A 23,932-nucleotide genomic window follows, 5' to 3' on the forward strand; every position below is an offset into this window, starting at 1 on the left:
AAAGCCCGGCGTGATCGCCGGGCTTTTTCAGGTGCGGGGCACTGCAAGCCAGGCTTACAGGATGCTCAGCGGGTATTCCACGATCAGGCGCAGCTCGTCGATCGAGCTCGAACCGTAGTAAACGCCGTCGGCGGAACGGTAGGTGGCCTGACGTACGCGCAAGCTCAGGTCTTTGGCCGGGCCGCTTTGCAGCACGTACTTGACGTCTACGTCGCGTTCCCATTCCTTACCGTTGTTGGTGCTTTCGGTCGTGGCACCGGAACCGCGCACATAGCGGGTCATGAAGGTCAGGCCAGGTACGCCGTATTCGGCGAAGTTCAGGTCGTAGCGAGCCTGCCAGGACTTCTCGTCTTCGGCGTTGAAGTCGGAGCGGGCAACGGAGTTGGCCAGGAAGATGGTGCCGCCACCGTCGACGCCGTAGGCGTAGTCGCCGTCGCCGCTGACTTTCTGGTAAGCCAGGGTGAAGGTGTGGGCGCCAATGTTGTAGGCGGCCGAGAGGCTGGCTGCGATGTTGTCCAGTTCGTTGCTGCCGTCAGCCTTGCTGACGAAGGCGCCGGTCAGGTTGTCGCCGATGGACTTGGTGTCATAGATGTTGAAGTCGAACACCAGGCCTTGTTTGTCGCTGATCGGCAGCGCCCAGTTGATGTTGCCGTACCACTTGCGGAAGTGATCTTCGATGCGCGAGTAGTAGACGCTGGTGCTGAGGTTTTCGTTGATGGCATAGGTGCCACCGAAGACGTTGGCCTCGGTCAGGCGCAGGCTGTCGTGGTAAGTCTGGGCCTGCGCGTTCAGGGCAGTGAAGTGACCGGCGTGCAGGGTCAGGCCATCGATTTCGTTGCTGGTGATCAGGCCGCCTTCAGCAACTTCTGGCAGCAGTCGGCTGTCGTCGGTGGCTAATACCGGCAGGGCGGTGAACTGGTCGCCGAACTTCAGCACGGTATTGGAGACGCGCAGTTTAACTGCACCGCCGCCTTCGGAGTAATCATCTTGCGAACGGCCGTCGGAACCGGTCGGGAACAGGCCGGTGCCGGCGCGGCCTTTGCCGCTGTCCAGTTTCAGGCCCAGCATGCCGATGGCGTCAACGCCGAAGCCCACGGTGCCTTGGGTGAAGCCCGACTCGAAGGTACCCAGGAAGCCCAGGCCGGTTTCTTCGACGCGGCTCTTGCCGCTGTCGTTGTTACGGAAGTCACGGCTGAAGTACAGCATGCGGGTTTTTACGTTCAGCTTGCTGTCTTCGAGGAAACCTTTGGACTCGTCTTGTGCCGAGGCCATTGCCAACTGCGAGGTCCCTGCCGCAACGGCCAGGGCGATCATGCTCCACTTCATCACGCGCATCGTGATTTGCTCCTTTGGTTTTTAGGAAGAGTACCGCTGCATCCATGTGTTTTAGTTATATGGAGCAGCTCTTTCTTGTTATGTCGGCGAAAATGTATAGCACGCTGACTGTTGTTGGCGATATGGCTATAAGCACTCTTTTCGGAACTTTTTCACCCTGTCGCTTTTAGGTATTTCCATGTCGCAAATCACGCCCCGGTTTAGGGCCGTACAACGCCAGCGCTGTTCCTGTCACCGTAACAAACCTGTAATTACCGGTTTCGGTTAGGGGAACTCCCTGGTAACCAATGCCGCTGTTGTTATTTGTCGCGTTCACCTGCCATTGCAGATGTCGTGCCGACTTGGCGTGAAGGGAATGCAACAAGCGTGCTCAAAATTCGCAACACTTCATGAAATTTTCACAAAACCTGCTACCGAGGGTCAGAAGGTCCCGTAAACACGGGGTGAAGCCGGCTCGCGCCCGTGTTGGAGTAGAGAATCATTAAAATTTAAAAAGCTGCCATTAAAGTCAATGTGTTACCGCAACTTGTTCATCCAGAGTCGTTTGTGGGGTGACAGGTGTGGAGAGTGTGGACAGAAGGCCTCATTTTGGTGCGAAAAGTAGCGCTGTGTTACCGGGAGTGTGCAAGGTATCCTTGCAGGCCTGATTTCCGCTTGAAGCGGGTTGGTTTTGCCTGAAGGAGATATGCCGTGTTCGTCCTCGATTCGCGTTTGCAGCAGGATTCCCTGGTGCTGGGGGAGTTTGCACTGTGCCAGTTGCTGCTGAGCAAGGATGCCAACTACCCATGGTTCATCCTGGTGCCCAAGCGCGCCGGCATCAGCGAACTGTTCGAGCTTGAAGTGGCGGAGCAGCAGCAGTTGTGGCAGGAAACAACCCTGTTGGCTGAGGCGCTGAAAGCCAGCTACGGCGCCGACAAGATGAACGTGGCCACCCTGGGCAACGTGGTCAGCCAGCTGCATATGCACGTTATTGTGCGCCAGCGTGACGATGCTGCCTGGCCGGCACCGGTGTGGGGCAAGTGCCCGGCGGTGGCCTACAGCGACGATCAGTTGAATGCCATTCGCCAGCGCCTGCGTGGGCTGCAACTTGCTGGTTATCAGGAGGCCTGAGATGTCGCTGGAGTTACGTATTGTCGAACTGGAAACCCGCCAGGCGTTCCAGGATGACACTATCCAGGCGTTGAATGACGTGGTGGTCGAGCAGGCGCGGGTGATCGAGCGGCTGCAATCGCAGATGGCCGAGCTGATCAAGCGTTATGAAGAGATGGTCGGCCAGTACGGCAGCGAAGGGGAGGAGGCGCCACCGCCTCATTATTGATGCATCGCAGAGGCATATTCGCCGGCATGCCGGTAAATATGCCTCTGGATGAAGTGGCAATCAGCGGCGGGTGACCGCAACCACATCTTCGGCCTGCAGGCCCTTGTCGCGGTGCATCACCGAGAACTCAACGCGCTGGCCTTCGACCAGAATGCGATGGCCTTCGCCGCGAATGGCGCGAAAGTGCACGAAGATGTCATCACCCGAATCGCGGGAAATGAAGCCAAAGCCTTTCGACGTGTTGAACCACTTGACGGTGCCGGTATCCCGATTGCCGGCATCCTGAGCGGCATGCTGGCTGTTGCGTGCCCTGCGCGGGCTGCGGGCAAAACCCACGGCCAGGTGCAGGGCCACTGCCAGTGCCGCGCAGACCAGTGCGGCGAGGTTGCCCATTTCCGGGCGGGCCAGCAATGTCAGGGTTTGCAGTACCACCGCCACCACCAGCAGGGCGCAGGCAAGGTGCTGCAACTGCTGCCGCGCGCCGCGGTAGTACAGGGGCACGACCGGGGCCAGAACCAGGTTGAGCAGGCCGAGGAGTGTCAGGTAGACCGCGTCAGGTTGTTGCAGGAAGGGTGTCGCGTCGGTTTTCAGGCTGGGTATGAGCGATAGCAGCAAGGCTGCCACGCCCGTCACCAGATGGACGATCTTGAACATGGGGTTGGCTCACAGTTGATAAGGCCGATCACAGGAAGAGCGGGCAGCACGGTGCGCATGAGGTGTAGAGCGCGAACACGTGGCAGGCCAGCCTATGCACCCGGCAATGACAGTCCGCACGGGTGGCACGGTGCCTATTTAACAGTAAAGCCGCAGGCTACTCAAACCGCAGGCCGCCCGGCGGGCAATGTGTTGCGCCATGTCACATGCGGCAGGGGCGAAGTGTTGCTACAGTGGTCCCCGTCCGCTTGAGTCTCAAGCCTTATGGAAAGGGGAGCTTCATGGCAATCGATATCGGTATCAGCGAAGAAGATCGCAAGTCCATCGTCGATGGGCTATCCCGCCTGTTGTCGGATACTTACGTGCTGTATCTGAAAACCCATAACTTTCACTGGAACGTCACCGGCCCGTCGTTCCGTACCCTGCACCTGATGTTCGAAGAGCAGTACAACGAGCTGGCGCTGGCGGTCGACTCCATCGCCGAGCGTATCCGGGCCTTGGGCTTCCCGGCGCCGGGCTCGTATGCATTCTATGCGCGGCACTCGTCTATCAAGGAGGAGGAAGGTGTACCCCCGGCGGACGAGATGATCCGCCAGCTGGTACAGGGGCAGGAGGCCGTGGTGCGCACGGCGCGCAGCATTTTCCCGGTGGTGGACAAGGTCAGTGACGAACCTACTGCCGACTTGCTGACCCAGCGCATGCAGGTGCACGAAAAAACCGCGTGGATGCTGCGGGTGCTGCTCGACGGCAAATAGTTATCCAAAGCTGTCACCTGACACTGTGGGAGCGGGCGTGCCCGCTCCCACAGTTTCTGCTTCACGTTTAAGAAATTAAGTATTTGTGCAGGAAGATTTTGCCGCTGCTCCAAGCCCGGCTATCAGCGCTTCATACGTCACCTGTTACCTGTGATGAGGAAGTAGGGCGCATGATGCAAGCGAGCAAGCGTATGGCTGGGCAGGGGAGCTGGCCGGCAAAGCAGTGCATGGATCCGTTCAAGGCGGATTTCGACATGTTGCAGATCCAGCCGGTGTCGCGTTCGGTGCGGTTGAACGGGTTTTCCACCTGCTTGCGTCTGGAGGCCATCTACTGGGGCATCCTGGAGCGTATCGCCGCTGCTAACCGCTGTTCGGTCAGTGCGGTGTTGTCCTACGTGGACCGCGAAGTGCACTTGCGCCAGGGTGGGGTGCGTAACTTCAGTGGGCTGATCCGGGTCATCTGCGTCGCCTGGCTGCAAAACCCGCCAAGTGTGCGCTGATCGCCGGGCGGGCTGCGCAGTGCCTGTTAACCATATATAATCCCGCTTTTTGCTGCCCCGGCAGCCAGCGTTGTGGTTGACGAGAGACACCCATGCCCCTTTATGACTATCAATGTGCATCCTGCGAGCACCGCATGGAAGTGCTGCAGAAGATCAGCGCCGCGCCGCTGACCGATTGCCCGGCCTGTCAGGCCCCGGCGCTGAAAAAGCTGCTGTCGGTGCCAGGCTTCCGCCTGAGCGGTAATGGTTGGTACGAAACCGACTTCAAGACCGGGGCAAAAAAGAATCTGGCAGGCGGCGACAAGGCCGACTGAGTTGAATGCTGTGACCGGGTCTTGCAGTATTAGCCCTCCGGGCGGCCAAGGCCTCCACCGAATACACGAATCACGAGAAGCGAAACCACCATCATGATGCGCAGCCATTATTGCGGCCAACTGAACGAGAGCCTGGACGGCCAGGAAGTCACCCTTTGCGGCTGGGTCCATCGTCGCCGCGACCACGGCGGGGTGATCTTCCTCGACATCCGTGACCGCGAAGGCATGGCCCAGGTCGTGTTCGACCCGGATCGCGCCGAAACCTTCGCCGCCGCCGACCGCGTGCGCAGCGAATACGTCGTGCAGATCACCGGCAAGGTGCGCAAGCGCCCAGACGGTGCGGTGAATGCCAACATGGCCTCCGGCGCCATCGAGATCCTCGGCTACCAGCTGAACGTGCTCAACGAAGCGGAAACCCCGCCGTTCCCGCTGAACGAGTACTCCGACGTTGGCGAAGAAACCCGCCTGCGCTACCGTTTCATCGACCTGCGTCGCCCGGAAATGGCCGACAAGCTGCGCCTGCGTTCGCGCATCACCAGCAGCATCCGCCGCTTCCTCGACGAAAACGGCTTCCTCGACGTCGAAACCCCGATCCTCACCCGTGCCACGCCCGAAGGTGCGCGTGACTACCTGGTGCCAAGCCGTACCCACGCCGGTAGCTTCTTCGCCCTGCCGCAGTCGCCCCAGCTGTTCAAGCAGCTGCTGATGGTGGCCGGCTTCGACCGCTACTACCAGATCGCCAAGTGCTTCCGTGACGAAGACCTGCGTGCCGACCGTCAGCCGGAATTCACCCAGATCGACATCGAGACCAGCTTCCTCGATGAAAGCGAGATCATGGGCCTGACCGAAAGCATGATCCGCAAGCTGTTCAAGGAAGTGCTGGACCTGGAGTTCGGCGAATTCCCGCACATGACCTTCGAAGAAGCCATGCGCCGCTACGGCTCCGACAAGCCAGACCTGCGTAACCCGCTGGAACTGGTCGACGTTGCCGACCAGCTGAAAGACGTCGACTTCAAAGTGTTCGCCGGCCCGGCCAACGATCCTAAGTGCCGTGTGACCGCCCTGCGCCTGCCTGGCGGTGCCAGCATGCCGCGCAGCAAGATCGACGAGTACACCAAGTTCGTCGGCATCTACGGTGCCAAGGGCCTGGCCTACATCAAGGTCAACGAGCGCGCCAAGGGCGTCGAGGGCCTGCAGTCGCCGATCGTCAAGAACATCCCTGAGGCCAACCTCAACACCATCCTCGACCGCGTCGGTGCCGTAGACGGCGACATCGTGTTCTTCGGTGCCGACAAGTTCAAGGTGGTCAGCGAAGCCCTGGGCGCGCTGCGTATCCGCTTGGGTCACGACTTCGAGCTGCTGACCTGCGAGTGGGCGCCGATGTGGGTCGTCGACTTCCCGATGTTCGAAGAAAACGAAGACGGCAGCTTCACCGCGCTGCACCACCCGTTCACCGCGCCGAAGTGCACCCCGGAAGAGCTCGAGGCCAACCCGGCTACAGCCCTGTCGCGTGCCTACGATATGGTTCTGAACGGTACCGAACTGGGTGGCGGTTCGATCCGTATTCACCGCAAAGAGATGCAACAGGCGGTATTCCGTCTGCTGGGTATCGAGGCAGAAGAACAGGAAGAGAAGTTCGGCTTCCTGCTCGACGCCCTGAAGTTCGGCGCTCCGCCTCACGGTGGCCTGGCCTTCGGCCTGGACCGTTTGGTCATGCTGATGACCGGCGCCCAGTCGATCCGTGAAGTGATCGCCTTCCCGAAAACCCAGAGCGCTGCATGCGTCATGACCCAGGCCCCTGGCATGGTCGACGCCAAGGCCCTGCGCGAGCTGCACATTCGACTGCGCGAGCAGACCAAGGTCGAGTAAGCAGTCCCGGGCGCATCCATATGGATGCGCCTTTGCGTTTCGGCGCAGGTATTTTTCCGTCCCGCCCCGTACAGGGGCGGGGCTGTTTGTGAAACAAAGGATTCGGAGTCGTTATGGCTGGTCATTCCAAGTGGGCGAACATCAAGCACCGCAAAGAGCGCCAGGATGCCAAGAGAGGCAAGATCTTCACCAAGTGGATCCGCGAACTGACCGTTGCGGCCAAGCAAGGCGGTGCTGACCCGGCATCGAACCCGCGCCTGCGTCTGGCGCTGGACAAGGCGCTGGGCGCCAACATGAGCCGCGACATCATCGATCGCGCCGTGGCTCGGGGTGCCGGCACCAACGAAAGCGATAACGTCGAAGAGCTCAGCTATGAAGGTTACGGTCCGGGCGGCGTGGCGATCATGGTCGAAGCCATGACCGACAACCGCAACCGTACTGCCGCCGCCGTGCGTCATGCCTTCACCAAGTGTGGTGGCAACCTGGGTACCGACGGTTCGGTGGCCTACCTGTTCGAGCGCAAAGGCCAGATCAGCTTTGCGCCGGGCGTGGACGAAGACGCGTTGATGGAAGCAGCGATGGAGGCTGATGCCGACGACGTTGTGGCCAACGACGACGGCTCGTTCGACGTGTTCACCTCGTTCAACAGCTTCTATGCCGTGCGCAACGCCCTGGAAGAGGCGGGTTTCAAGGCCGCTGACGCAGAAATCGTCATGCAGCCGACCACCAGCGCCGAGCTCGACCAGGAGGGTGCCGAAAAGGTGCTCAAGCTGATTGACATGCTCGAAGACCTGGATGACGTGCAGAACGTCTACTCCAATGCCCAGATTTCCGATGAGATCATGGAAAACCTCGGCTAAGGTTCTTTCGTTGGCCTTGATGGCCTATTCGCGGGCAAGCCCGCTCCCACAGGGGCCGTGCGGTCTTTGTGGGAGCGGGCTTGCCCGCGAAAGGGCCGTACATTTTGAACAAACAGGCACTATGACTCTGATTCTTGGTATCGACCCCGGCTCACGCATCACCGGCTATGGTGTGGTACGCCAGACCGCCCGTGGTTGCGAGTACGTGGCGTCGGGCTGTATCCGCACCGGCAGCGGCGAGTTGCACGAGCGGCTGCAGATCGTTTTTCGTGGTGTCAGTGAAATCATTGCCCAGCACGGCCCGGTCACCATGGGCATCGAGCGGGTGTTCATGGCCCGTAACGCCGACTCGGCGCTAAAGCTCGGCCAGGCCCGCGGTGCGGCCATCGTCGCGGCCGCCGAAGCCGGCCTGGAAATCGCCGAATACAGCGCCACCCAGGTCAAGCAGGCGGTAGCCGGTACCGGTGGGGCTAACAAGGAGCAGGTGATGATGATGGTCATGCACCTGTTGAAATTGACGCAAAAGCCGCAGATTGACGCCTCCGATGCGCTGGCCATCGCCTTGTGCCATGCGCATACCCGTTCAAGCCTGGTACCGCATGGCCTGAGCACGGCACGGCGACGTGGCGGGCGCTTGCGTCTGTAGGCGCTTCATGCGCTGATACACATTTTGTTCGGGTGATGCGTTCACCCGCTGCATTTGCTGATAGGGTTGAGCGGTCTTTGACCGGCTCCCCGAGAGGAAGGATCGGAACGTGATTGGACGTTTGCGCGGCACCTTGGCGGAAAAACAGCCGCCGCACCTGATTATCGACGTCAACGGCGTGGGGTACGAACTGGAAGTTCCCATGACCACGCTGTACCGTCTGCCCAAGGTGGGCGAAAGCGTCACCGTGCACACTCATCTGGTGGTGCGCGAAGATGCTCACCTGCTATACGGCTTTGCCGAAAAGCGCGAGCGCGAGCTGTTCCGGGAGCTCATCCGCCTCAACGGCGTGGGCCCGAAGCTGGCGTTGGCGCTGATGTCCGGCCTCGAAGTCGACGAACTGGTGCGTTGCGTGCAAGCCCAGGATACTTCGGCCTTGGTGCGCGTGCCCGGTGTCGGCAAAAAAACCGCCGAACGCTTGCTGGTCGAGCTCAAAGACCGCTTCAAGGCCTGGGAAACTTCGCCAGCCATGTTCACCCTGGTGTCCGATGGGCCATTGCCGCTCGCCAGCGAGTGCACTGCCGAGGCCGATGCGGTCAGCGCGCTGGTCTCGCTGGGCTACAAGCCGCAGGAAGCCAGCAAGGCAATCGCCGCGATCAAGGACAAGGCCGGTCTGAGCAGTGAAGAACTGATCCGCCGCAGCCTGAAAGGGATGATTACCAAGTGATCGAAGCCGACCGCCTGATCGCCGCCAGTGGCCGCGACCGTGAAGAAGTCCAGGACCGGGCGATTCGCCCGCTGCGCCTGGACGAGTACATCGGCCAGCCGGTCGTGCGCGAGCAGATGGCCCTGTTCATCCAGGCCGCTCGTGGGCGCAACGAGTCGCTCGACCACACGCTGATCTTTGGACCGCCCGGGTTGGGCAAGACCACGTTGGCCAACATCATCGCCCAGGAAATGGGCGTTTCGGTCAAAAGCACCTCGGGCCCGATCCTTGAGCGTCCAGGTGACCTGGCGGCCATGCTGACCAACCTCGAACCGCACGACGTCCTGTTCATCGACGAGATCCACCGGCTGTCACCGGTCGTCGAAGAGGTGCTGTACCCGGCCATGGAGGACTTCCAGCTCGACATCATGATCGGCGAAGGCCCGGCCGCCCGTTCGATCAAGCTCGACCTGCCGCCGTTTACCTTGGTCGGCGCGACTACCCGTGCCGGCATGCTCACCAACCCGCTGCGTGACCGCTTCGGTATCGTGCAGCGTCTGGAGTTCTACAGCGACAAAGACCTGGCCACCATCGTTAGCCGTTCGGCGAACATCCTTGGCCTGGTCATCGAAGATCAGGGCGCCTACGAAATTGCCCGTCGTGCCCGTGGCACGCCACGTATCGCCAACCGCCTGTTGCGCCGCGTGCGCGACTACGCCGAGGTGCGCGGCAAGGGCCAGATCACCAAGGCCGTGGCCGACATGGCGCTGAACCTGCTGGACGTCGACGAGCGCGGTTTCGACCATTCCGACCGCCGCCTGCTGTTGACCATGATCGAGAAGTTCGATGGTGGCCCGGTAGGCGTGGACAACCTGGCGGCGGCGATCAGCGAAGAGCGCCACACCATCGAGGATGTGCTCGAACCGTACCTGATCCAGCAGGGCTATATCATGCGCACGCCGCGCGGCCGCGTTGTTACCCGGCATGCCTATCTGCACTTTGGCCTGAATATTCCCGGGCGCTTGGGGGAGGGCGGTGATTTTTCAGAACCAGGTGATGAATGACAGATCGAATGCGACTTTTCGTGGTCCTACCGCTGGCATGCCCAGGGTGCGCTGGCAATCAGACATTAATGAAGAAAAAACAGTTGCCACAGCGGATTGGCAAGCTGAGGAGTAAGCACTAGAGTATGCGCGCGCAAAATCAGCTCGAACCGTTCGCACACCGTTGTCGCGTCTATTACGAAGATACCGATGCGGGCGGCGTGGTGTATTACGTCAACTACCTGAAATTCATGGAGCGCGCGCGCACCGAACGCCTGCGGCACCTGGGCTTTTCCCAGTCGCAACTGGCCGAAGACAACCTGCTGTTCGTGGTCCATTCCAGCGAAGCGCGCTATCACGCGCCGGCGCGGCTGGATGACGAATTGCGGGTAACCGCGCAAGTACTTGAACTCAATCGCGCCAGCCTGCGTTTCGTGCAGCAGGTCTGGCGGGAAAAGGATGAAACGCTGCTTTGCGAAGGGCAGTTCCTGGTGGCCGCCGTGCGCGCCGACACTTTCAAACCCCGAGCCATACCCCCCCAGCTGCGCGACGCCTTTGCGGCGGACGGCTCGGGTAATCAATCGAATGCAGGAGAATAAGCGTGGAAGCTAACGTCGTCGACCATACCTCCATGTGGAGTCTGGTCAGCAATGCCAGCGTGGTGGTACAGCTGGTAATGCTGACCCTGGTGGCCGCCTCGGTCACTTCATGGATCATGATCTTCCAGCGCAGCACCATGCTGCGCGCCGGTCGTCGTGCGCTGGATGCCTTCGAGGAGCGCTTCTGGTCGGGCATCGACCTGTCCAAGCTGTACCGCCAGGCAGGCAGCAACCCAGACCCGGACTCCGGTGTAGAGCAGGTTTTCCGTGCCGGCTTCAAGGAGTTCTCGCGCCTGCGCCAGCAGCCGGGTGTTGACCCGGATGCGGTCATGGAAGGCGTTGGCCGTGCCATGCGCGTGGCCATTTCGCGCGAGGAAGAAAAACTCGAGCAGAGCCTGCCATTCCTGGCCACCGTCGGTTCGACCAGCCCGTACATCGGCCTGTTCGGTACCGTATGGGGCATCATGAACTCCTTCCGTGGCCTGGCCAGCGCCCAGCAGGCCACCCTGGCCACCGTGGCCCCGGGTATCGCCGAAGCGCTGATCGCCACTGCCATCGGCCTGTTCGCGGCAATCCCGGCGGTCATCGCCTACAACCGTTTCGCCGCGCGCAGTGAAGTGCTGATCGGTCGTTACTACACCTTCGCCGACGAGTTCCAGGCGATCCTGCACCGCAAAGTGCACACCAGCGAAGAGTAATCAGGTAGAAGCCCATGGCCCGAGTTCGCCACAAACGCAAGCCCGTCGCCGAGATGAACGTGGTGCCCTACATCGACGTGATGCTGGTGCTGCTGGTCATCTTCATGGTGACGGCGCCCATGCTCAACCAGGGCGTGAAGGTCGACTTGCCCAAGGTTTCCAGCGAAGCCTTGCCGCAGGACAACAACGTCCAGATCCTCACCATCTCCATCAAGGCCGATAAAACCTATTACTGGAACCTCGGCAGCGAAGTCGATACCGACAAGCAGATGGACAAGGCCATGACCTTGCCCGCCATGACCGACGCCGTGACCAAGATCATTGCTGCCGGTCGTGACCAGGGCAAGCAGACCCAGGTGTTCATTCGTGGCGACAAGGCTGTCGACTATGGCGCGGTCATGGGTGCCATGGGCGGGTTGCAGAAGGCCGGTGTCGGTAACGTTGGCCTGATTACCGAGGCGCCCTGATGCAACAGCGAGAGCCATCCGCCTCGGAAAGCTACTTCTGGCCCAGTGTCTGGGCCATCGGCCTGCATGTGTTGGTGTTCGCCCTGCTGTTCGTCAGTTTTGCCATGACGCCTGAGCTGCCGCCATCCAAGCCGATTGTTCAGGCTACCCTGTACCAGCTCAAGTCCAAGAGCCAGGCGACTACCCAGACCAATCAGAAGATTGCCGGGGAAGCGAAGAAAACGGCTTCGCGCCAGACCGAGGTCGAGCAGCTGGAGCAGAAGAAGGTCGAGCAGGAGGCCGTGAAGGCCGCGGAACAAAAGAAAGCCGACGCTGCTCAAAAGGCCGAAGAGGCCCGCGAAGCCGCCGAGGCGAAAAAAGCCGAGGACGCTGCCAAGGCCGCTGAAGCCGCCAAGGCTGCCGAGGCCAAGAAAGCCGCCGAAGCCAAGAAGGCCGACGAGGCGAAGAAGGCCGCCGAGAAGCAGCAGGCCGACATCGCCAAGAAGAAGGCCGAGGAAGAAGCCAAGAAAAAAGCCGAAGAAGAGGCCAAGAAAGAGGCCGCTGAAGAGGCGAAGAAACAAGCCGCCGAGGACGCCAAGAAAAAGGCAGCCGAAGAGGCCAAGAAGAAAGCAGCCGAGGACGCCAAGAAGAAAGCGGCGGCCGAGGACGCGAAGAAGAAGGCAGCTGAAGAGGCCAAGAAAAAGGCCGCTGCAGACGCCCAGAAGAAAAAGGCACAGGAAGCGGCCCGCAAGGCGGCAGAAGACAAAAAAGCGCAGGCCCTGGCCGAGCTGTTGTCCGACACCACCGAGCGGCAGCAAGCGCTGGCCGACGAGCAGGGTGACCAGGTGGCCGGCGACTTCGACGACCTGATCCGCATGCGAGCGGCCGAAGGCTGGGCGCGTCCGCCTTCCGCGCGCAAGGGCATGACGGTGGTCCTGCAGATCAACATGTTGCCGGACGGTACCATCACCAGTGTCAGCGTGGCCCGTTCCAGTGGTGACGGCCCGTACGACAGTTCGGCGGTGGCTGCGGTGAAGAACATTGGTCGTTTGACCGAGATGCAGGGTATGAAGCCGAGCGATTTCAACCAATATCGTTCGTTCAAGATGACATTTACACCTGAGGATCTAGCGTTGTGATTAAACGTCTTAGAGGACTGCTGGTCATGCTGTGCTGTGTGGCAGGCATGGCTGTGGCAGAGGAAAAGAACATCCTGGTCACCAGCGGCAGCGACCGGGCAACCCCGATCGCGGTGGTGCCGTTCGGTCTGCAGGGCGGCAGCGTGTTGCCAGAAGACATTGCCGATATCATCGGCAACGACCTGCGCAACTCTGGCTACTACTCGCCAATTCCGCGGCAGAACATGATCAGCCAGCCGTCGCAGGCCAGCGAAGTGATCTTCCGCGACTGGAAAGCGCTGGGTGCACAGTACGTGATGGTGGGCAGCATCGTGCCGGCAGGCGGTCGTCTGCAGGTGCAGTACGCGCTGTTCAACGTCGCTACTGAGCAGCAAGTGCTGACCGGCAGCGTCGCGGGTAGCACCGACCAGTTGCGCGACATGGCGCACTACATTGCCGACCAGTCGTTCGAGAAGCTCACCGGCATCAAGGGTGCGTTCTCCACCCGCATGCTGTACGTGACGGCCGAGCGTTTCTCCACCAACAACACCCGCTACACCCTGCAGCGTTCGGACTACGACGGTGCGCGTGCAGTTACCCTGCTGCAATCGCGTGAGCCGATCCTGTCGCCGCGCTTTGCGCCGGATGGCAAGCGTATCGCCTATGTGTCGTTCGAGCAGAAGCGCCCGCGCATCTTCATCCAGAACATCGATACCGGCCGCCGCGAGCAGGTGACCAACTTCGAAGGCCTGAACGGTGCGCCAGCCTGGTCGCCGGACGGTTCGCGCCTGGCGTTCGTATTGTCGAAAGACGGCAACCCGGACATCTACGTTATGAACGTGGCATCGCGCCAGATCAGCCGTGTTACCGCCGGCCCGGGTATCAATACCGAACCATTCTGGGGTAAAGATGGCAACACGCTTTACTTCACTTCCGACCGTGGCGGCAAACCGCAGATCTACAAACAGTCGGTCGGTGGTGGTGGTGCCGAGCGTGTAACCTTCGTGGGTAACTACAACGCCAACCCGAAACTTTCGGCGGACGAAAAAACCTTGGTGATGATCCATCGCCAACAGGGCTTTACCAACTTTAAAGTGGCGGCACAGGACTTGCAGCGCGGAAGTGTAAAGATTCTGTCTGAAACAAGTCTTGATGAGTCTCCCACTGTTGCGCCCAACGGCACCATGCTAATCTACGCCACCCGCCAGCAGGGCCGGGGAGTCTTGATGCTCGTGTCGCTTAATGGCCGCGTGAGGCTCCCACTTCCTACCGCTCAAGGCGAAGTCAGAGAACCGTCCTGGTCCCCTTACCTGAACTGATTGCGGCGTAATACGTTTTGCTTAACACACTGGGGTTTCATTAGGAGTTTCACGATGGAAATGCTGAAGTTTGGTAAATTTGCTGCGCTGGCTCTGGCCATGGCCGTAGCTGTAGGTTGCTCCTCGAAGGGCGGTGACAATGCAGGCGAAGGCGCTGCTGTAGACCCGAACGCTGGCTACGGTGCCAACACTGGCGCAGTTGACGGCTCCCTGAGCGAAGAAGCTGCCCTGCGCGCAATCACCACCTTCTACTTCGAATACGACAGCTCGGACCTGAAGCCAGAAGCCATGCGCGCTCTGGACGTTCACGCCAAGGACCTGAAAGCCAACGGCAACCGCGTTGTTCTGGAAGGCAACACCGACGAGCGCGGCACCCGCGAGTACAACATGGCTCTGGGTGAGCGTCGTGCGAAAGCCGTTCAGCGCTACCTGGTTCTGCAGGGCGTTTCCCCTGCTCAGCTGGAACTGGTTTCCTACGGCGAAGAGCGTCCAGTTGCCACCGGCAACGACGAGCAGTCCTGGGCTCAGAACCGTCGCGTAGAACTGCGTAAGTAAGTTCGTATGCGTATGTGCCGCCGTGTAGTAACCGTCCTCGCACTCAGCCTGCCGCTCGCGGCCTGGGCTGAGGTCCCTGTAGTAGATGACAACGCAGGCGCTTATCCGCCTGCGGGTTATGGCACGAGCGGCGCCTATGCCGGGTCGGGGGCTTCGGCCCCTGCCTCTGCACAGGGCCAGCTGTTCATGCAGCTGCAACAGATGCAGGATCAGCTTTCCCGCCAGCAAGGCATCATCGAAGAGCTGCAAAACGATGTGTCGCGCATGAAGCAGGAAAACCTGGAGCGATACCAGGACCTGGACCGTCGCATCAACAGTGGCGCTGCGCCTGCCGCAACCCCTGACAATTCCTCCGGTGGTGGTGCTTCCAATGCCGCCCCCGATGCAGCAGCAGGTGCTGCTGCGCAACAACCGGCCGCCAGTAGCGAGCCCGGTGATCCGGCGAAAGAAAAGCTCTACTACGATGCCGCTTTCGACCTGATCAAGCAGAAAGACTTCGACAAGGCCAGCCAGGCGTTCAATGCCTTCCTGCGCAAATACCCCAACAGCCAGTACGCCGGCAATGCCCAGTACTGGTTGGGTGAAGTGAACCTGGCCAAGGGCGACCTGCAAGGTGCCAGCCAGGCCTTTGCCCAGGTCAGCCAGAAGTACCCGAAACACAGCAAAGTGCCGGATTCGCTCTATAAGCTGGCCGATGTCGAGCGTCGCATGGGGCACACCGACAAGGTCAAGGGCATCCTGCAACAGGTCATCACCCAGTACCCCGGCACCTCCGCCGCGCAACTGGCTCAGCGTGACCTGCAGAAGCTCTAAGCGCTGTAGCTGTACCTTTCGAAAGAAACCCGCGCCAGTCGCGGGTTTTTTCGTTAGAATCAATGCCCTTTTTTCGTAAACACGCTGCTGCGGATAACGCTATGTCGAGTCCGCGACAGTGCCTGACGGAGGCGGACAGCCTGTTTAGCTGTCACGCCCGTGGCGAGCATGCAAGACACACTACGCATCACCGAAGTCTTTTACTCTTTGCAGGGTGAAACGCGAACGGCTGGGCTGCCCACGGTTTTCGTGCGCCTCACCGGTTGCCCCCTGCGCTGCCAGTACTGCGACAGTGCCTATGCCTTCACCGGCGGCACCATTCGCACCCTCGATTCTATCCTTGAGCAGGTTGCCAGCTTCAAGCCCCGTTATATCTGTGTCACCGGCGGCGAGCCATTGGCCCAGCCGAATGCCTTGCCGTTGCTGCAGCGCCTGTGTGACGCCGGTTACGAGGTGTCGCTGGAAACCAGCGGCGCGCTGGATATCGCTGGCACCGACACGCGCGTTAGCCGCGTAGTCGACCTGAAGACCCCGGGCTCTGAGGAGTCGCACCGTAACCGCTACGAGAACATCGAGCTGCTGACCCGCAATGATCAGGTCAAGTTCGTTATCTGTTCCCGAGAGGACTACGACTGGGCGGTGTCCAAGCTGATCCAGTACAACCTGGCCGAGCGTGCCGGCGAGGTGTTGTTCTCGCCGAGCCACCATCAGGTGAATGCCAGCGACCTGGCAGACTGGATCGTCGCGGACAACCTGCCTGTACGCTTCCAGTTGCAGTTGCACAAGCTGCTGTGGAACGACGAACCCGGACGTTGATTGAGGAGCAAGTACACATGACAGAAAAGCGCGCAGTAATCCTGTTGTCCGGCGGCCTGGACTCCGCCACCGTGGTCGCCATGGCCAAAGCAGAAGGCTATAGCTGCTACACCATGAGCTTCGACTACGGCCAGCGCCACCGTGCCGAGCTGAACGCAGCCGCACGCGTGGCTCGCGACCTGGGTGCGGTCGAGCACAAGGTGATTGGCCTTAACCTCGACGGTATTGGTGGTTCGGCGTTGACCGACAGCAGCATTGACGTGCCGGAAGCCCCCAGTGAAGGTATCCCGGTCACCTACGTGCCGGCCCGCAACACCGTGTTTCTGTCACTGGCGTTGGGTTGGGCGGAAGTGCTGGAGGCGCGGGATATCTTTATCGGCGTCAATGCCGTGGATTACTCCGGCTACCCGGATTGCCGCCCCGAGTTCGTCGAGGCCTTCGAGCGTATGGCCAACCTGGCGACCAAGGCGGGCGTAGAGGGGCAGGGCTTCCGCATTCAGGCGCCGCTGCAGAACATGAGCAAGGCGCAGATCGTGCAGGCTGGTATCGCCCGCGGTGTGGACTACAGTTTGACTGTTTCCTGCTATCAGGCCGACGATGAAGGCCGTGCCTGTGGCAAATGTGACAGCTGCCGCCTGCGTGCAGATGGCTTCAAGGCAGCCGGTGTCGAAGACCCGACACGGTATGTTTGACAAAAAACCTTTGATGAAGTGTTGATTTCCCGTTAGAAATCAGTATTATACGCGCCATCCAACGGGTCGTTAGCTCAGTTGGTAGAGCAGTTGGCTTTTAACCAATTGGTCGTAGGTTCGAATCCTACACGACCCACCATACTCAATACGTCAAAGCCCGCTACCGGCAACGGTCGCGGGCTTTTTCGTCCTCAGCGCGTCATGCGCTCCCAGCTTACTCAGCCCACTCCGGATCCCCGGTGAACACCACCGTCAGCCAGCGGTCCGGCCCTTCGCCACCGACGGCATCACCAATCTCGTTGCGCCATGCGTCCCATTCATCGATGGTCTTCGCCGCCATGGCCTTTGGCACGATGAAGTACAGCTCGATCTCCCGCGAGCGCCCGACCTTGGCCACATAGGCGCGGTATGACTGCAGCCCGTGGCGGGCAACGAAAGCCTTGGCCACTTCATCCACGTGCAGCTTGAGGTCGCCAGGGGTGACCAGAAATATTTCTGACAGCGCCTGACGCACCACCGACATCGGCAACGGCACGATTACCAGGCACACCAGCGCCAGCACGGCCGGGTCGATGTACGGTGATACCCACTCCAGCGACGTGCCCTGCACCGCGTAACCAAAGCAGAACGCAATCAGCAGCGCGGCGGTGATGCTGGCCGACATCACCCAGCCCTTGACGTCCATGCGCACGAAGTCTGATTTCAGCTGGCGGTTGGCGCGGGCTTCGATCACGGCGATGGTCACGCAGGTGATCACGGTCAGCACCGCATAGATCATGGCAATGCCGAATTCGAGGTGACGGCCGCCTTGCAGCAGGCTGCTGACGGCGTTGATCAGTGCGTAGATGGCCACGCCGCTGAGCAGAATGCCGTTCAGTGCCAGCACCATGGGTTCCAGGTGCCAGAAACCCATGGTGAAGCGCTCGCGCAGCTTGCGTGACATCTGCACGCTGGTGGTGTGCGAGGTGATCAGTTTGACCACAACGAGCGACAGGCCACTCATGCTGGCATCGACCAGCGAATAGACGCCGTCGAAGACGATGGAGTAGGAGCCAGAGGCCACGCCGAAGGCGATACCGATGCTGGCGATGAACAGGGTGACGGCAATCGAGGTGCGTAACAGGCCCTGTTCGCTGGTGATGTCGAAAAAGGTGGATCGGGTTGCGGTTTGCATGAATTGTGCTCTGGAAAACGATAATGCTGTGGTGTCTGCAGGGGCCTCTTCGCGGGCAAGCCCGCGAAGAAGGCGCATTGGCCCTTACAGGCTAGACGCGGAATTGCTCCATCAGCGCCTGTTGTTGATTGGCCAGCCGGTTCAGTGCCTGGCTGATGCGGGCCGATTCGTCGGCCTGGCCCGCCAGCGACTCGGTCACATCCCGAATGCCGGCTACGTTGCGGTTCACTTCCTCAGCCACCGCGCTCTGTTCTTCCGCGGCCGAGGCAATCTGCAGGTTCATGTCGCTGATCACGGTCACCGCTTCGCCAATGCGCTGCAGTGCCGGTAGCGCCTGTTCCATGCGCGTTGCGCTGTCCTGTGCCTGGCGCTGGCCCTCGTGCATGGCGCCCACGACATCCTGGGTGCCTTGCTGCAAGCCTTCGATGACCTGGCGAATCTCCTCCACCGACACCTGCGTGCGCTGGGCCAGCCCGCGTACTTCATCGGCGACCACGGCAAAACCGCGCCCGGCCTCGCCAGCACGGGCCGCTTCGATGGCGGCATTCAGCGCCAGCAGGTTGGTCTGCTCGGCGATGGTGCGGATCACTTCCAGCACCGTACCGATCTGCCCGCTGCGGTCTTGCAGGGCACGTGCCTCGTCCATGGCGGTGTCCATGCCGGCAGCCAGGCGGTCGATGCCCTGGCGGGTGCTGTCGATCAGCTGCAGGCCTTCGCGGCTGGCCTGGTCGGCGGCGCGCGCGGCCTGAGCCGCCTGCGAGGCGTTGTGGGCGACATCCAGGGCGGTGGCGCTCATCTCGTTGGCAGCCGTGGCCACCTGCTCGATTTCGCGGTGCTGCTGTTGCATGCCGTTGCTGGTCTGGCTGGCAATGGCGGCTGACTGGTCGGCGGTGCTGCGGGCCTCCAGCAACGAGCCTTTGACCTGGGCGATGATCGGCTGCAGCTTGTCGAGGAAGCGGTTGAACCACCCCGTGAGCTGGCCCAGTTCGTCGTCGCGGGCGTATTCCAGGCGGCGGGTCAGGTCGCCTTCGCCGCTGGCGATGTCTTTCAGGCGCGCAGCCACGGCCAGGATGGGCCGGGTAACGCCGCGTGCGGTCAGCCATACCAGCAGCAAACCCACCACCGCCGCGCCAAGGCCGATCAGCAGGCTGGTGAGGTTGGCGCTTTGGTTGTGTGCGTCCAGGCGTTGATTGAGGGCCACGGCGGGTGCCTGCAGCACGCTTTCCGGCAGCTCCAGCAAAACCTGCCACGGGGCTGCGTCAGGGATAGGCGTGAAGGGGTGGGCCACGCGCAGCAGGCCGTCGGCTACCGCCTTGTCCATGGGCTGGCCGAGCGCGCTGTCGTCGCGGCTGTTGCCTGCCAGCAGGCCGGCAGCGCTGGCGATACTCACCTGGCCCTGGCCATCGAACAGTTCGCGGCGGCCCTCCACGCTCAGTTGCTGGAGGTTGGCAAGGCCAATGTCCAGGCCCACCACGCCGATTACCTTGCCGTGCTCCAGCAGCGGCAGGGCGATGCTGGTCATCAGCACCTGGCGGCCGTTGACGTCGTCCAGATACGGCTCGAGCATGCACGTTTTGGCGGTGTCCTGCGGGCAGGTCAGCCAGCGGTTCTTCGCCGCGCCGTTGCTGCCGATGCTGGCATCGCCGAGCATCGATTCCGGCATGGCCTCACGTTCCAGTGCGCCGGGGCTGGGCTGCGACCAGTACAGCGAGAAGCGCCCGCTGTCGTTGCTGCCTGCGGCATCCTGGCCGACGAACTGGCTGTCCTGCTGATCCAGCGCGTTGGGCTGGAACACGAGGTACAGGCCGATCACGTCCGGGTTGCCGGCCAGGCTGGCACGCGCCTGGCGGGTCAGCTCGGCGCGCAGGTCACTGCCGCCACGGGCTTTCAGAACTTGTACCAGGCGGGCAAAGCCATTGCCGTACTGGTAAGCGTCCATGAAGTAGCGCTGGATACGCAGGGCCTGGGTTTCGGCATGGGCCTGCAGGCGCTGGCGGGCGCTGCTGTCGAGCATGGCGGTGTTGGCCTGGTTGACCAGCGCGGCACTGCGTTGTGCCTGGGGCAGCGATGTGGCCACCAGCAAGGCGACGATGGCCAGCAGGCACAAGCCGGCGAGCAGGGTGATCTTCCATTGGATGGAGAGGCGACGCAGCGGCATGAGGGCTTTCCTTTTCGAGCAAGTACAACGCCCGCGGTCAGGCGCGGGCGTTGTTGGCAGCGTGGGTCATTCGGCGACGTAGTTGGGCGGTGCCGACCGGAAGGCTTTGGTCAGCCAGCCCAGGTAGAACAGCCCGAGCGCAGCCCAGATGCCGCCAAACATCAGCGAATGCGCATTCAGGTCCAGCCACAGCGAGACGATGATGCAGAAGCCGACGGTCGGCAGTACCAGGTATTTCAGCTGGTTGGCCAGGCCTTTGCGGTTGCCTTCGCGCAGGTAGCAGTGGTTGATCACCGACAGGTTGACGAAGCTGAACGCGACCAGGGCGCCGAAGTTGATGATCGAGGTGGCGGTCACCAGGTCGAAGAAGATTGCCGACAGCGAAATCAGCCCCACTACCGCAATGTTCAGCACGGGCGTCTTGTAGCGTGAATGCAGGCGGGCGAAGACGCTGGCCGGGATCACGTTGTCGCGGCCCATCACGTACAGCAGGCGCGACACGCTGGTTTGCGAGGCCAGGCCAGAGGCGATGGTGTTGATCACGGTACAGGCGATGAAAATCGACTGGAACAGTTTGCCACCCACGTACAGGGCGATTTCCGGCAGGGCCGCTTCATGGTCGTGGAAGCGCGCCATGGTCGGGAAATAAGCCTGGATGAAGTACGACACGGTGATGAACACCACGCCGCCGATCAGCGCAGTGAGGAAAATGGCACGTGGGATGGTCTTGCTCGGATCGCGGGTTTCCTCGGACAGGCAGGTAACCGCGTCAAAGCCCAGGAACGAGAAGCACAGGATGGTCGCGCCAGCGGCCAGGGCGCTGAACTGGGTCTGGCTGTCGCCGAAGGGGACCAGGCTCCAGGCGGTACCTAGCCCTTCACCGTGGTCCAGGCCGCGCACGCACAGGTAGATGAACACCGCGATGATCGCTACCTGCACGCCCACGAACAACAGGTTGAAGTGCGCCACCAGGTTCACGCTGCGCATGTTGATCAGGCTGATCAGGGTGACGAAGCCGGCCACCCACATCCACTCTGGTACTTCCGGGAACATGGCCGAGAGGTAAAGCTTGGCCAGCAACGCGTTGACCATCGGCAGCAGCAGGTAATCCAGCAGCGACGACCAGCCGACCAGAAAGCCTACATGCGGGTTGATGGCGCGTTGGGTGTAGGTGTAGGCCGAGCCTGACTGCGGGAAGCGCTTTACCAGGGTGCCATAGCTCACGGCGGTGAACAGGATGCCGGCCAGCGCCAGGATGTAGGCGCTGGGTACGTGGCCGGCGGTAATCCCGCTGACGATGCCGAAGGTGTCGAACACGGTCATCGGTGTCAGGTAGGCCAGGCCGATGATGATCACATGCCAGAGACGCAGGGTTTTGCGAAGTTGGCCGTTGCCGGTAGCGCTGTGGTCATGCTGCATGCTGGCATGGCTCCTGCTGCTGGGCGTAAACGGCGGGCACGGTGTATTGCGCATGCGGCAAGGGCGAGCGGGTGGGCTCCATGTTGTTCACCTTTTATGTTGGAGCGGCGGAAGGCGCGGGGGGGCGCGCAAAGTGGTGAAAATAAAAAACGATGGGTAGGTGGGTGTCAAGTTAAACATGACAAGATGTTACTGAATTGAAACATTTATCGATTTAAAGGCTGTTTTGTTCGGTTTTTGCGCGGTTTTTTGCGGTTATGATCAATTTGAATGTTCGTAAAAATTAACGATTGGGCATCGTCCATGGGCTGGGTGTCAGACGCTTCCAAAAAATGCCATTTCTCGATCCGCACCCGCCTGTGTACCTGTTGCAGTGGTAATCTTCGCTGCGTGGCCTTTGGTCGCCCAACAAGCCCTTACGGACAGCATTCGGTTCTATTCATGAAGAAATCAGTTGGCATCCTTTTCGGCCTGGCTATCGCCATTGCCGTTGCAACCACCGCTGGCGCCTGGTACACCGGCAAGCAGCTGCCGGCCGAGCTGGACAATGCCCTTGCCCGCAGCAACGCCGAGCTGAAGAAAGCCCTGGTGACCACCGGTGGCAGCATGAGCATCGAGCGGGTGTCGCTGGAGCAGCATTTCTTCAGCAGTACCGCCCAGTACCGCCTGAAAGCACGCGACATCAACGTGGGTGACGGCGAGGTGTTGAGTTTCGACGTGGGCGTGACCGACCAGATCGAGCACGGCCCGTTCCCCTGGTCACGGGTCAAGGCGTTCAAGCTGATGCCGGTGCTGGCGGTCAGCAACAGTAGTTTGCAAAAGGACGAAGCCACCGCACCGTGGTTTGCCGCAGCGGGTGAGCAGGCGCCCGTCAGCGCCCAAACCAGCCTGGGCTACGGCGGTAATGTGGTCAGCCAGGTTCGGCTGGCGCCGGTCAAGTTCGACGAAGCGGATGGCAACAGCCTCGACTTCTCGGGCATGCAGCTGGAGGTCAGTGGCGACAAGGAAGGCAAGGCTTCGAAATTCCACGGCCAGGCCGATCGTTTCGTGATGAAACTGGTGCATGACGACCAGCCGCCTGCCACGTTCGAGCTCAAAGGCCTGAAGCTTGGCGGTAACCTGGCAGCCACCGCGCACGACGCCATCTATGTCGGTAATGCCGACCTGGCGCTGGCTGAAACCAAGGTCACCCTGGGGCCCAAACAGCAGGTAATGCTGATCAAGGGCTTCGAGCAAAATGCCCTGCAAACCCTTGATGGTCCGGATACCGTGGGCGGTCGCGTGGAGTACAAGGTTGGCGACATCACCTGGGATGGCCGTGCAGTGGGTAAGGCACAGATGGCGGTGAGCATTACTTCGGTCAATGCACCGGCACTGCAGGCATTGTCGAAGTGGTACCAGGCGCATCTGGCGGAGTTCGAGGCCGCCGCCGCCGCCGGCCAGCCGGTGCCGCAAATCCAGATGGACGACGCCGAGAAGGCCCGTTTCCAGGGTGATCTGCAGAAGCTGCTCGCCGCCAGGCCCAAGGTGGCGATTGAAAATCTGTCGTTCAAGACCGCCAATGGCGAGAGCCGCTTCAACCTGTCGATGGACTTTGCCGCCCCGTCCAGCTTCGACCTGCCGCCGGACCAGTTGAGCAAGCAGATGATCACCGAGGTGAAGAGCAAGCTGTCGTTGTCCAAGTCGATGATGGGTGACCTGGCGACCTTGCAGGCGCTGCTGGATGGTCAGACTGACGCTCAGGCGATTGCCATGCAGTCCAGCCAGGCCGGGGAGATGGTTGGCATGATGGCGCTGCAGAGTGGCATGGCGACTGTCGAAGGTAATGATGTGGTGAGCAGCCTGCACTATGCCGATGGCATGGTTGACTTCAACGGCAGGAAAATGACCGTGGAAGAGTTCGCCATGCTGATGGCGGCGCACCTGGCCGCGTTGTCGCCGCAGGGTTGATTGGTTCTGCCTGTGCTGGCCCTGTCGCCGGCACAGGCAACACAAAAACCACTTTAGTAATCGCTGGATTGTCTGTAGCCTTCGGCCTCCGATAATAATCCGTGCCCGCAGAGGGCCGTGGCGGGCAGTATGCCGTCCGGCGCCCTTAGCCGATCTGTCAGGGCCGGGTGATACA

The 23,932-nt window shown here is 61.1% G+C and carries 25 protein-coding genes, 1 tRNA gene and 1 pseudogene; 21 read left to right on the forward strand and 6 right to left on the reverse strand.

All coding sequences use genetic code 11. From position 1 onward, the window contains the following. Positions 1 to 54: 54 nt before the first annotated feature. Entirely contained in the window at positions 55 to 1,335 is a 1,281-nt protein-coding gene (locus tag FHW75_RS13370; RefSeq protein WP_019098460.1) for an OprD family porin, read from the reverse strand. Between the two features lie 690 nt (positions 1,336 to 2,025). On the opposite strand from FHW75_RS13370, the gene FHW75_RS13375 reads away from it, so the two are divergent. Both FHW75_RS13375 and FHW75_RS13380 read left to right on the forward strand, forming a co-directional pair. Beyond that, positions 2,026 to 2,445, forward strand: coding sequence for an HIT domain-containing protein (locus FHW75_RS13375; protein ID WP_183673876.1), 420 nt, complete (start codon positions 2,026 to 2,028; stop codon positions 2,443 to 2,445). A 1-nt stretch (position 2,446) separates the two neighbouring features. After that, positions 2,447 to 2,653, forward strand: coding sequence for a SlyX family protein (locus FHW75_RS13380; RefSeq protein ID WP_016712002.1), 207 nt, complete (start codon positions 2,447 to 2,449; stop codon positions 2,651 to 2,653). A gap of 60 nt (positions 2,654 to 2,713) precedes the next feature. On the opposite strand, the gene FHW75_RS27000 is transcribed toward FHW75_RS13380, so the two are convergent. After that, positions 2,714 to 3,307, reverse strand: a complete 594-nt coding sequence (locus FHW75_RS27000) for a cold-shock protein (RefSeq protein WP_019098462.1) — start codon at positions 3,305 to 3,307, stop codon at positions 2,714 to 2,716. Between the two features lie 281 nt (positions 3,308 to 3,588). On the opposite strand from FHW75_RS27000, the gene FHW75_RS13390 reads away from it, so the two are divergent. From FHW75_RS13390 to FHW75_RS13475, 18 genes are all read left to right on the forward strand, one after another. Continuing rightward, positions 3,589 to 4,062, forward strand: a complete 474-nt coding sequence (locus FHW75_RS13390) for a Dps family protein (protein WP_003254783.1) — start codon at positions 3,589 to 3,591, stop codon at positions 4,060 to 4,062. Positions 4,063 to 4,232: 170 nt separating this feature from the next. After that, on the forward strand, positions 4,233 to 4,562 hold the full coding sequence (locus tag FHW75_RS13395; protein ID WP_019098463.1) for a ribbon-helix-helix domain-containing protein: 330 nt from the start codon (positions 4,233 to 4,235) through the stop codon (positions 4,560 to 4,562). Between the two features lie 92 nt (positions 4,563 to 4,654). After that, on the forward strand, positions 4,655 to 4,876 hold the full coding sequence (locus tag FHW75_RS13400; protein WP_003254776.1) for an FmdB family zinc ribbon protein: 222 nt from the start codon (positions 4,655 to 4,657) through the stop codon (positions 4,874 to 4,876). A 93-nt stretch (positions 4,877 to 4,969) separates the two neighbouring features. Beyond that, the gene (gene aspS / locus FHW75_RS13405; protein ID WP_019098464.1) at positions 4,970 to 6,745 is read left to right on the forward strand and encodes an aspartate--tRNA ligase; all 1,776 of its coding nucleotides are present in this window, start codon (positions 4,970 to 4,972) and stop codon (positions 6,743 to 6,745) included. A 113-nt stretch (positions 6,746 to 6,858) separates the two neighbouring features. Beyond that, entirely contained in the window at positions 6,859 to 7,605 is a 747-nt protein-coding gene (locus tag FHW75_RS13410; protein WP_016711997.1) for a YebC/PmpR family DNA-binding transcriptional regulator, read from the forward strand. Positions 7,606 to 7,726: 121 nt separating this feature from the next. Continuing rightward, complete coding sequence (gene ruvC, locus FHW75_RS13415) at positions 7,727 to 8,251, forward strand: crossover junction endodeoxyribonuclease RuvC (RefSeq protein WP_003254769.1); 525 nt, start codon at positions 7,727 to 7,729, stop codon at positions 8,249 to 8,251. A gap of 109 nt (positions 8,252 to 8,360) precedes the next feature. Further along, the gene (gene ruvA / locus FHW75_RS13420; protein WP_183673877.1) at positions 8,361 to 8,978 is read left to right on the forward strand and encodes a Holliday junction branch migration protein RuvA; all 618 of its coding nucleotides are present in this window, start codon (positions 8,361 to 8,363) and stop codon (positions 8,976 to 8,978) included. Beyond that, entirely contained in the window at positions 8,975 to 10,021 is a 1,047-nt protein-coding gene (gene ruvB, locus FHW75_RS13425) for a Holliday junction branch migration DNA helicase RuvB (RefSeq protein ID WP_019098466.1), read from the forward strand. Before ruvA ends, ruvB begins: the two co-directional genes overlap by 4 nt. 125 nt (positions 10,022 to 10,146) lie before the next feature. Continuing rightward, positions 10,147 to 10,599 (forward strand): tol-pal system-associated acyl-CoA thioesterase, encoded by a 453-nt coding sequence (gene ybgC / locus FHW75_RS13430; protein ID WP_016711994.1) that lies wholly within the window; start codon positions 10,147 to 10,149, stop codon positions 10,597 to 10,599. A gap of 2 nt (positions 10,600 to 10,601) precedes the next feature. Then, positions 10,602 to 11,297 (forward strand): protein TolQ, encoded by a 696-nt coding sequence (gene tolQ, locus FHW75_RS13435; RefSeq protein WP_010952367.1) that lies wholly within the window; start codon positions 10,602 to 10,604, stop codon positions 11,295 to 11,297. Positions 11,298 to 11,311: 14 nt separating this feature from the next. Next, complete coding sequence (gene tolR / locus FHW75_RS13440) at positions 11,312 to 11,764, forward strand: protein TolR (RefSeq protein WP_003254760.1); 453 nt, start codon at positions 11,312 to 11,314, stop codon at positions 11,762 to 11,764. Further along, positions 11,764 to 12,882 carry a cell envelope integrity protein TolA gene (tolA, locus tag FHW75_RS13445; protein ID WP_016711993.1) on the forward strand — a complete coding sequence of 373 codons (1,119 nt, stop codon included), beginning with the start codon at positions 11,764 to 11,766 and terminating at the stop codon, positions 12,880 to 12,882. The genes tolR and tolA overlap by 1 nt, the downstream gene beginning before the upstream one ends. A 26-nt stretch (positions 12,883 to 12,908) precedes the next feature. Continuing rightward, on the forward strand, positions 12,909 to 14,180 hold the full coding sequence (tolB, locus tag FHW75_RS13450; protein WP_019098470.1) for a Tol-Pal system beta propeller repeat protein TolB: 1,272 nt from the start codon (positions 12,909 to 12,911) through the stop codon (positions 14,178 to 14,180). A gap of 54 nt (positions 14,181 to 14,234) precedes the next feature. Next, on the forward strand, positions 14,235 to 14,735 hold the full coding sequence (gene pal / locus FHW75_RS13455) for a peptidoglycan-associated lipoprotein Pal (RefSeq protein WP_003254755.1): 501 nt from the start codon (positions 14,235 to 14,237) through the stop codon (positions 14,733 to 14,735). 6 nt (positions 14,736 to 14,741) lie between these two features. Beyond that, complete coding sequence (ybgF, locus tag FHW75_RS13460) at positions 14,742 to 15,548, forward strand: tol-pal system protein YbgF (RefSeq protein WP_016711991.1); 807 nt, start codon at positions 14,742 to 14,744, stop codon at positions 15,546 to 15,548. A 168-nt stretch (positions 15,549 to 15,716) separates the two neighbouring features. Continuing rightward, a complete protein-coding gene (gene queE / locus FHW75_RS13465) occupies positions 15,717 to 16,364 on the forward strand; it encodes a 7-carboxy-7-deazaguanine synthase QueE (protein ID WP_025753913.1) in 648 nt (215 codons plus the stop codon). A gap of 17 nt (positions 16,365 to 16,381) precedes the next feature. After that, positions 16,382 to 17,056 carry a 7-cyano-7-deazaguanine synthase QueC gene (queC, locus tag FHW75_RS13470; protein ID WP_016711989.1) on the forward strand — a complete coding sequence of 225 codons (675 nt, stop codon included), beginning with the start codon at positions 16,382 to 16,384 and terminating at the stop codon, positions 17,054 to 17,056. A gap of 63 nt (positions 17,057 to 17,119) precedes the next feature. Next, positions 17,120 to 17,195 (forward strand) — tRNA-Lys (locus FHW75_RS13475). Positions 17,196 to 17,270: 75 nt separating this feature from the next. Here the strand turns inward: FHW75_RS13475 and FHW75_RS13480 are convergent. From FHW75_RS13480 to FHW75_RS13490, 4 genes and pseudogenes are all read right to left on the reverse strand, one after another. Further along, a complete protein-coding gene (locus tag FHW75_RS13480; protein ID WP_183673878.1) occupies positions 17,271 to 18,230 on the reverse strand; it encodes a cation diffusion facilitator family transporter in 960 nt (319 codons plus the stop codon). Between the two features lie 91 nt (positions 18,231 to 18,321). Continuing rightward, positions 18,322 to 19,077: a methyl-accepting chemotaxis protein gene (locus FHW75_RS27175; protein ID WP_371058798.1), complete on the reverse strand. Its 756-nt coding sequence runs from the start codon at positions 19,075 to 19,077 to the stop codon at positions 18,322 to 18,324. A 102-nt stretch (positions 19,078 to 19,179) separates the two neighbouring features. Beyond that, positions 19,180 to 20,388: pseudogene (locus tag FHW75_RS27180) on the reverse strand (HAMP domain-containing protein); the annotation flags it as partial. A gap of 66 nt (positions 20,389 to 20,454) precedes the next feature. Continuing rightward, positions 20,455 to 21,807: an APC family permease gene (locus FHW75_RS13490; RefSeq protein WP_025753911.1), complete on the reverse strand. Its 1,353-nt coding sequence runs from the start codon at positions 21,805 to 21,807 to the stop codon at positions 20,455 to 20,457. 441 nt (positions 21,808 to 22,248) lie between these two features. Here FHW75_RS13490 and FHW75_RS13495 point away from each other — a divergent pair, with 441 nt between their 5' ends. Further along, complete coding sequence (locus tag FHW75_RS13495) at positions 22,249 to 23,757, forward strand: YdgA family protein (protein ID WP_183673880.1); 1,509 nt, start codon at positions 22,249 to 22,251, stop codon at positions 23,755 to 23,757. Positions 23,758 to 23,932: the final 175 nt, after the last annotated feature.

Origin of the sequence: Pseudomonas sp. OG7 (genome assembly GCF_014192825.1) — a bacterium.
GTDB lineage: Bacteria > Pseudomonadota > Gammaproteobacteria > Pseudomonadales > Pseudomonadaceae > Aquipseudomonas > Aquipseudomonas monteilii.

Bases quoted from the DNA above. Each gene is read 5' to 3' on its own strand.
- FHW75_RS13410 (WP_016711997.1), top strand. From the start codon at position 6,859: ATGGCTGGTCATTCCAAGTGGGCGAACATCAAGCACCGCAAAGAGCGC.
- FHW75_RS13395 (WP_019098463.1), top strand. From the start codon at position 4,233: ATGATGCAAGCGAGCAAGCGTATGGCTGGGCAGGGGAGCTGGCCGGCA.
- ruvC (WP_003254769.1), top strand. From the start codon at position 7,727: ATGACTCTGATTCTTGGTATCGACCCCGGCTCACGCATCACCGGCTAT.
- tolB (WP_019098470.1), top strand. From the start codon at position 12,909: ATGCTGTGCTGTGTGGCAGGCATGGCTGTGGCAGAGGAAAAGAACATC.
- FHW75_RS13490 (WP_025753911.1), bottom strand. From the start codon at position 21,807: ATGCAGCATGACCACAGCGCTACCGGCAACGGCCAACTTCGCAAAACC.
- FHW75_RS13390 (WP_003254783.1), top strand. From the start codon at position 3,589: ATGGCAATCGATATCGGTATCAGCGAAGAAGATCGCAAGTCCATCGTC.
- FHW75_RS13480 (WP_183673878.1), bottom strand. From the start codon at position 18,230: ATGCAAACCGCAACCCGATCCACCTTTTTCGACATCACCAGCGAACAG.
- FHW75_RS13495 (WP_183673880.1), top strand. From the start codon at position 22,249: ATGAAGAAATCAGTTGGCATCCTTTTCGGCCTGGCTATCGCCATTGCC.
- queE (WP_025753913.1), top strand. From the start codon at position 15,717: ATGCAAGACACACTACGCATCACCGAAGTCTTTTACTCTTTGCAGGGT.
- FHW75_RS13370 (WP_019098460.1), bottom strand. From the start codon at position 1,335: ATGCGCGTGATGAAGTGGAGCATGATCGCCCTGGCCGTTGCGGCAGGG.
- aspS (WP_019098464.1), top strand. From the start codon at position 4,970: ATGATGCGCAGCCATTATTGCGGCCAACTGAACGAGAGCCTGGACGGC.
- FHW75_RS27000 (WP_019098462.1), bottom strand. From the start codon at position 3,307: ATGTTCAAGATCGTCCATCTGGTGACGGGCGTGGCAGCCTTGCTGCTA.
- FHW75_RS13380 (WP_016712002.1), top strand. From the start codon at position 2,447: ATGTCGCTGGAGTTACGTATTGTCGAACTGGAAACCCGCCAGGCGTTC.
- tolR (WP_003254760.1), top strand. From the start codon at position 11,312: ATGGCCCGAGTTCGCCACAAACGCAAGCCCGTCGCCGAGATGAACGTG.
- FHW75_RS27175 (WP_371058798.1), bottom strand. From the start codon at position 19,077: ATGCAACAGCAGCACCGCGAAATCGAGCAGGTGGCCACGGCTGCCAAC.
- FHW75_RS13400 (WP_003254776.1), top strand. From the start codon at position 4,655: ATGCCCCTTTATGACTATCAATGTGCATCCTGCGAGCACCGCATGGAA.
- ybgF (WP_016711991.1), top strand. From the start codon at position 14,742: ATGCGTATGTGCCGCCGTGTAGTAACCGTCCTCGCACTCAGCCTGCCG.
- queC (WP_016711989.1), top strand. From the start codon at position 16,382: ATGACAGAAAAGCGCGCAGTAATCCTGTTGTCCGGCGGCCTGGACTCC.
- tolA (WP_016711993.1), top strand. From the start codon at position 11,764: ATGCAACAGCGAGAGCCATCCGCCTCGGAAAGCTACTTCTGGCCCAGT.
- pal (WP_003254755.1), top strand. From the start codon at position 14,235: ATGGAAATGCTGAAGTTTGGTAAATTTGCTGCGCTGGCTCTGGCCATG.
- ybgC (WP_016711994.1), top strand. From the start codon at position 10,147: ATGCGCGCGCAAAATCAGCTCGAACCGTTCGCACACCGTTGTCGCGTC.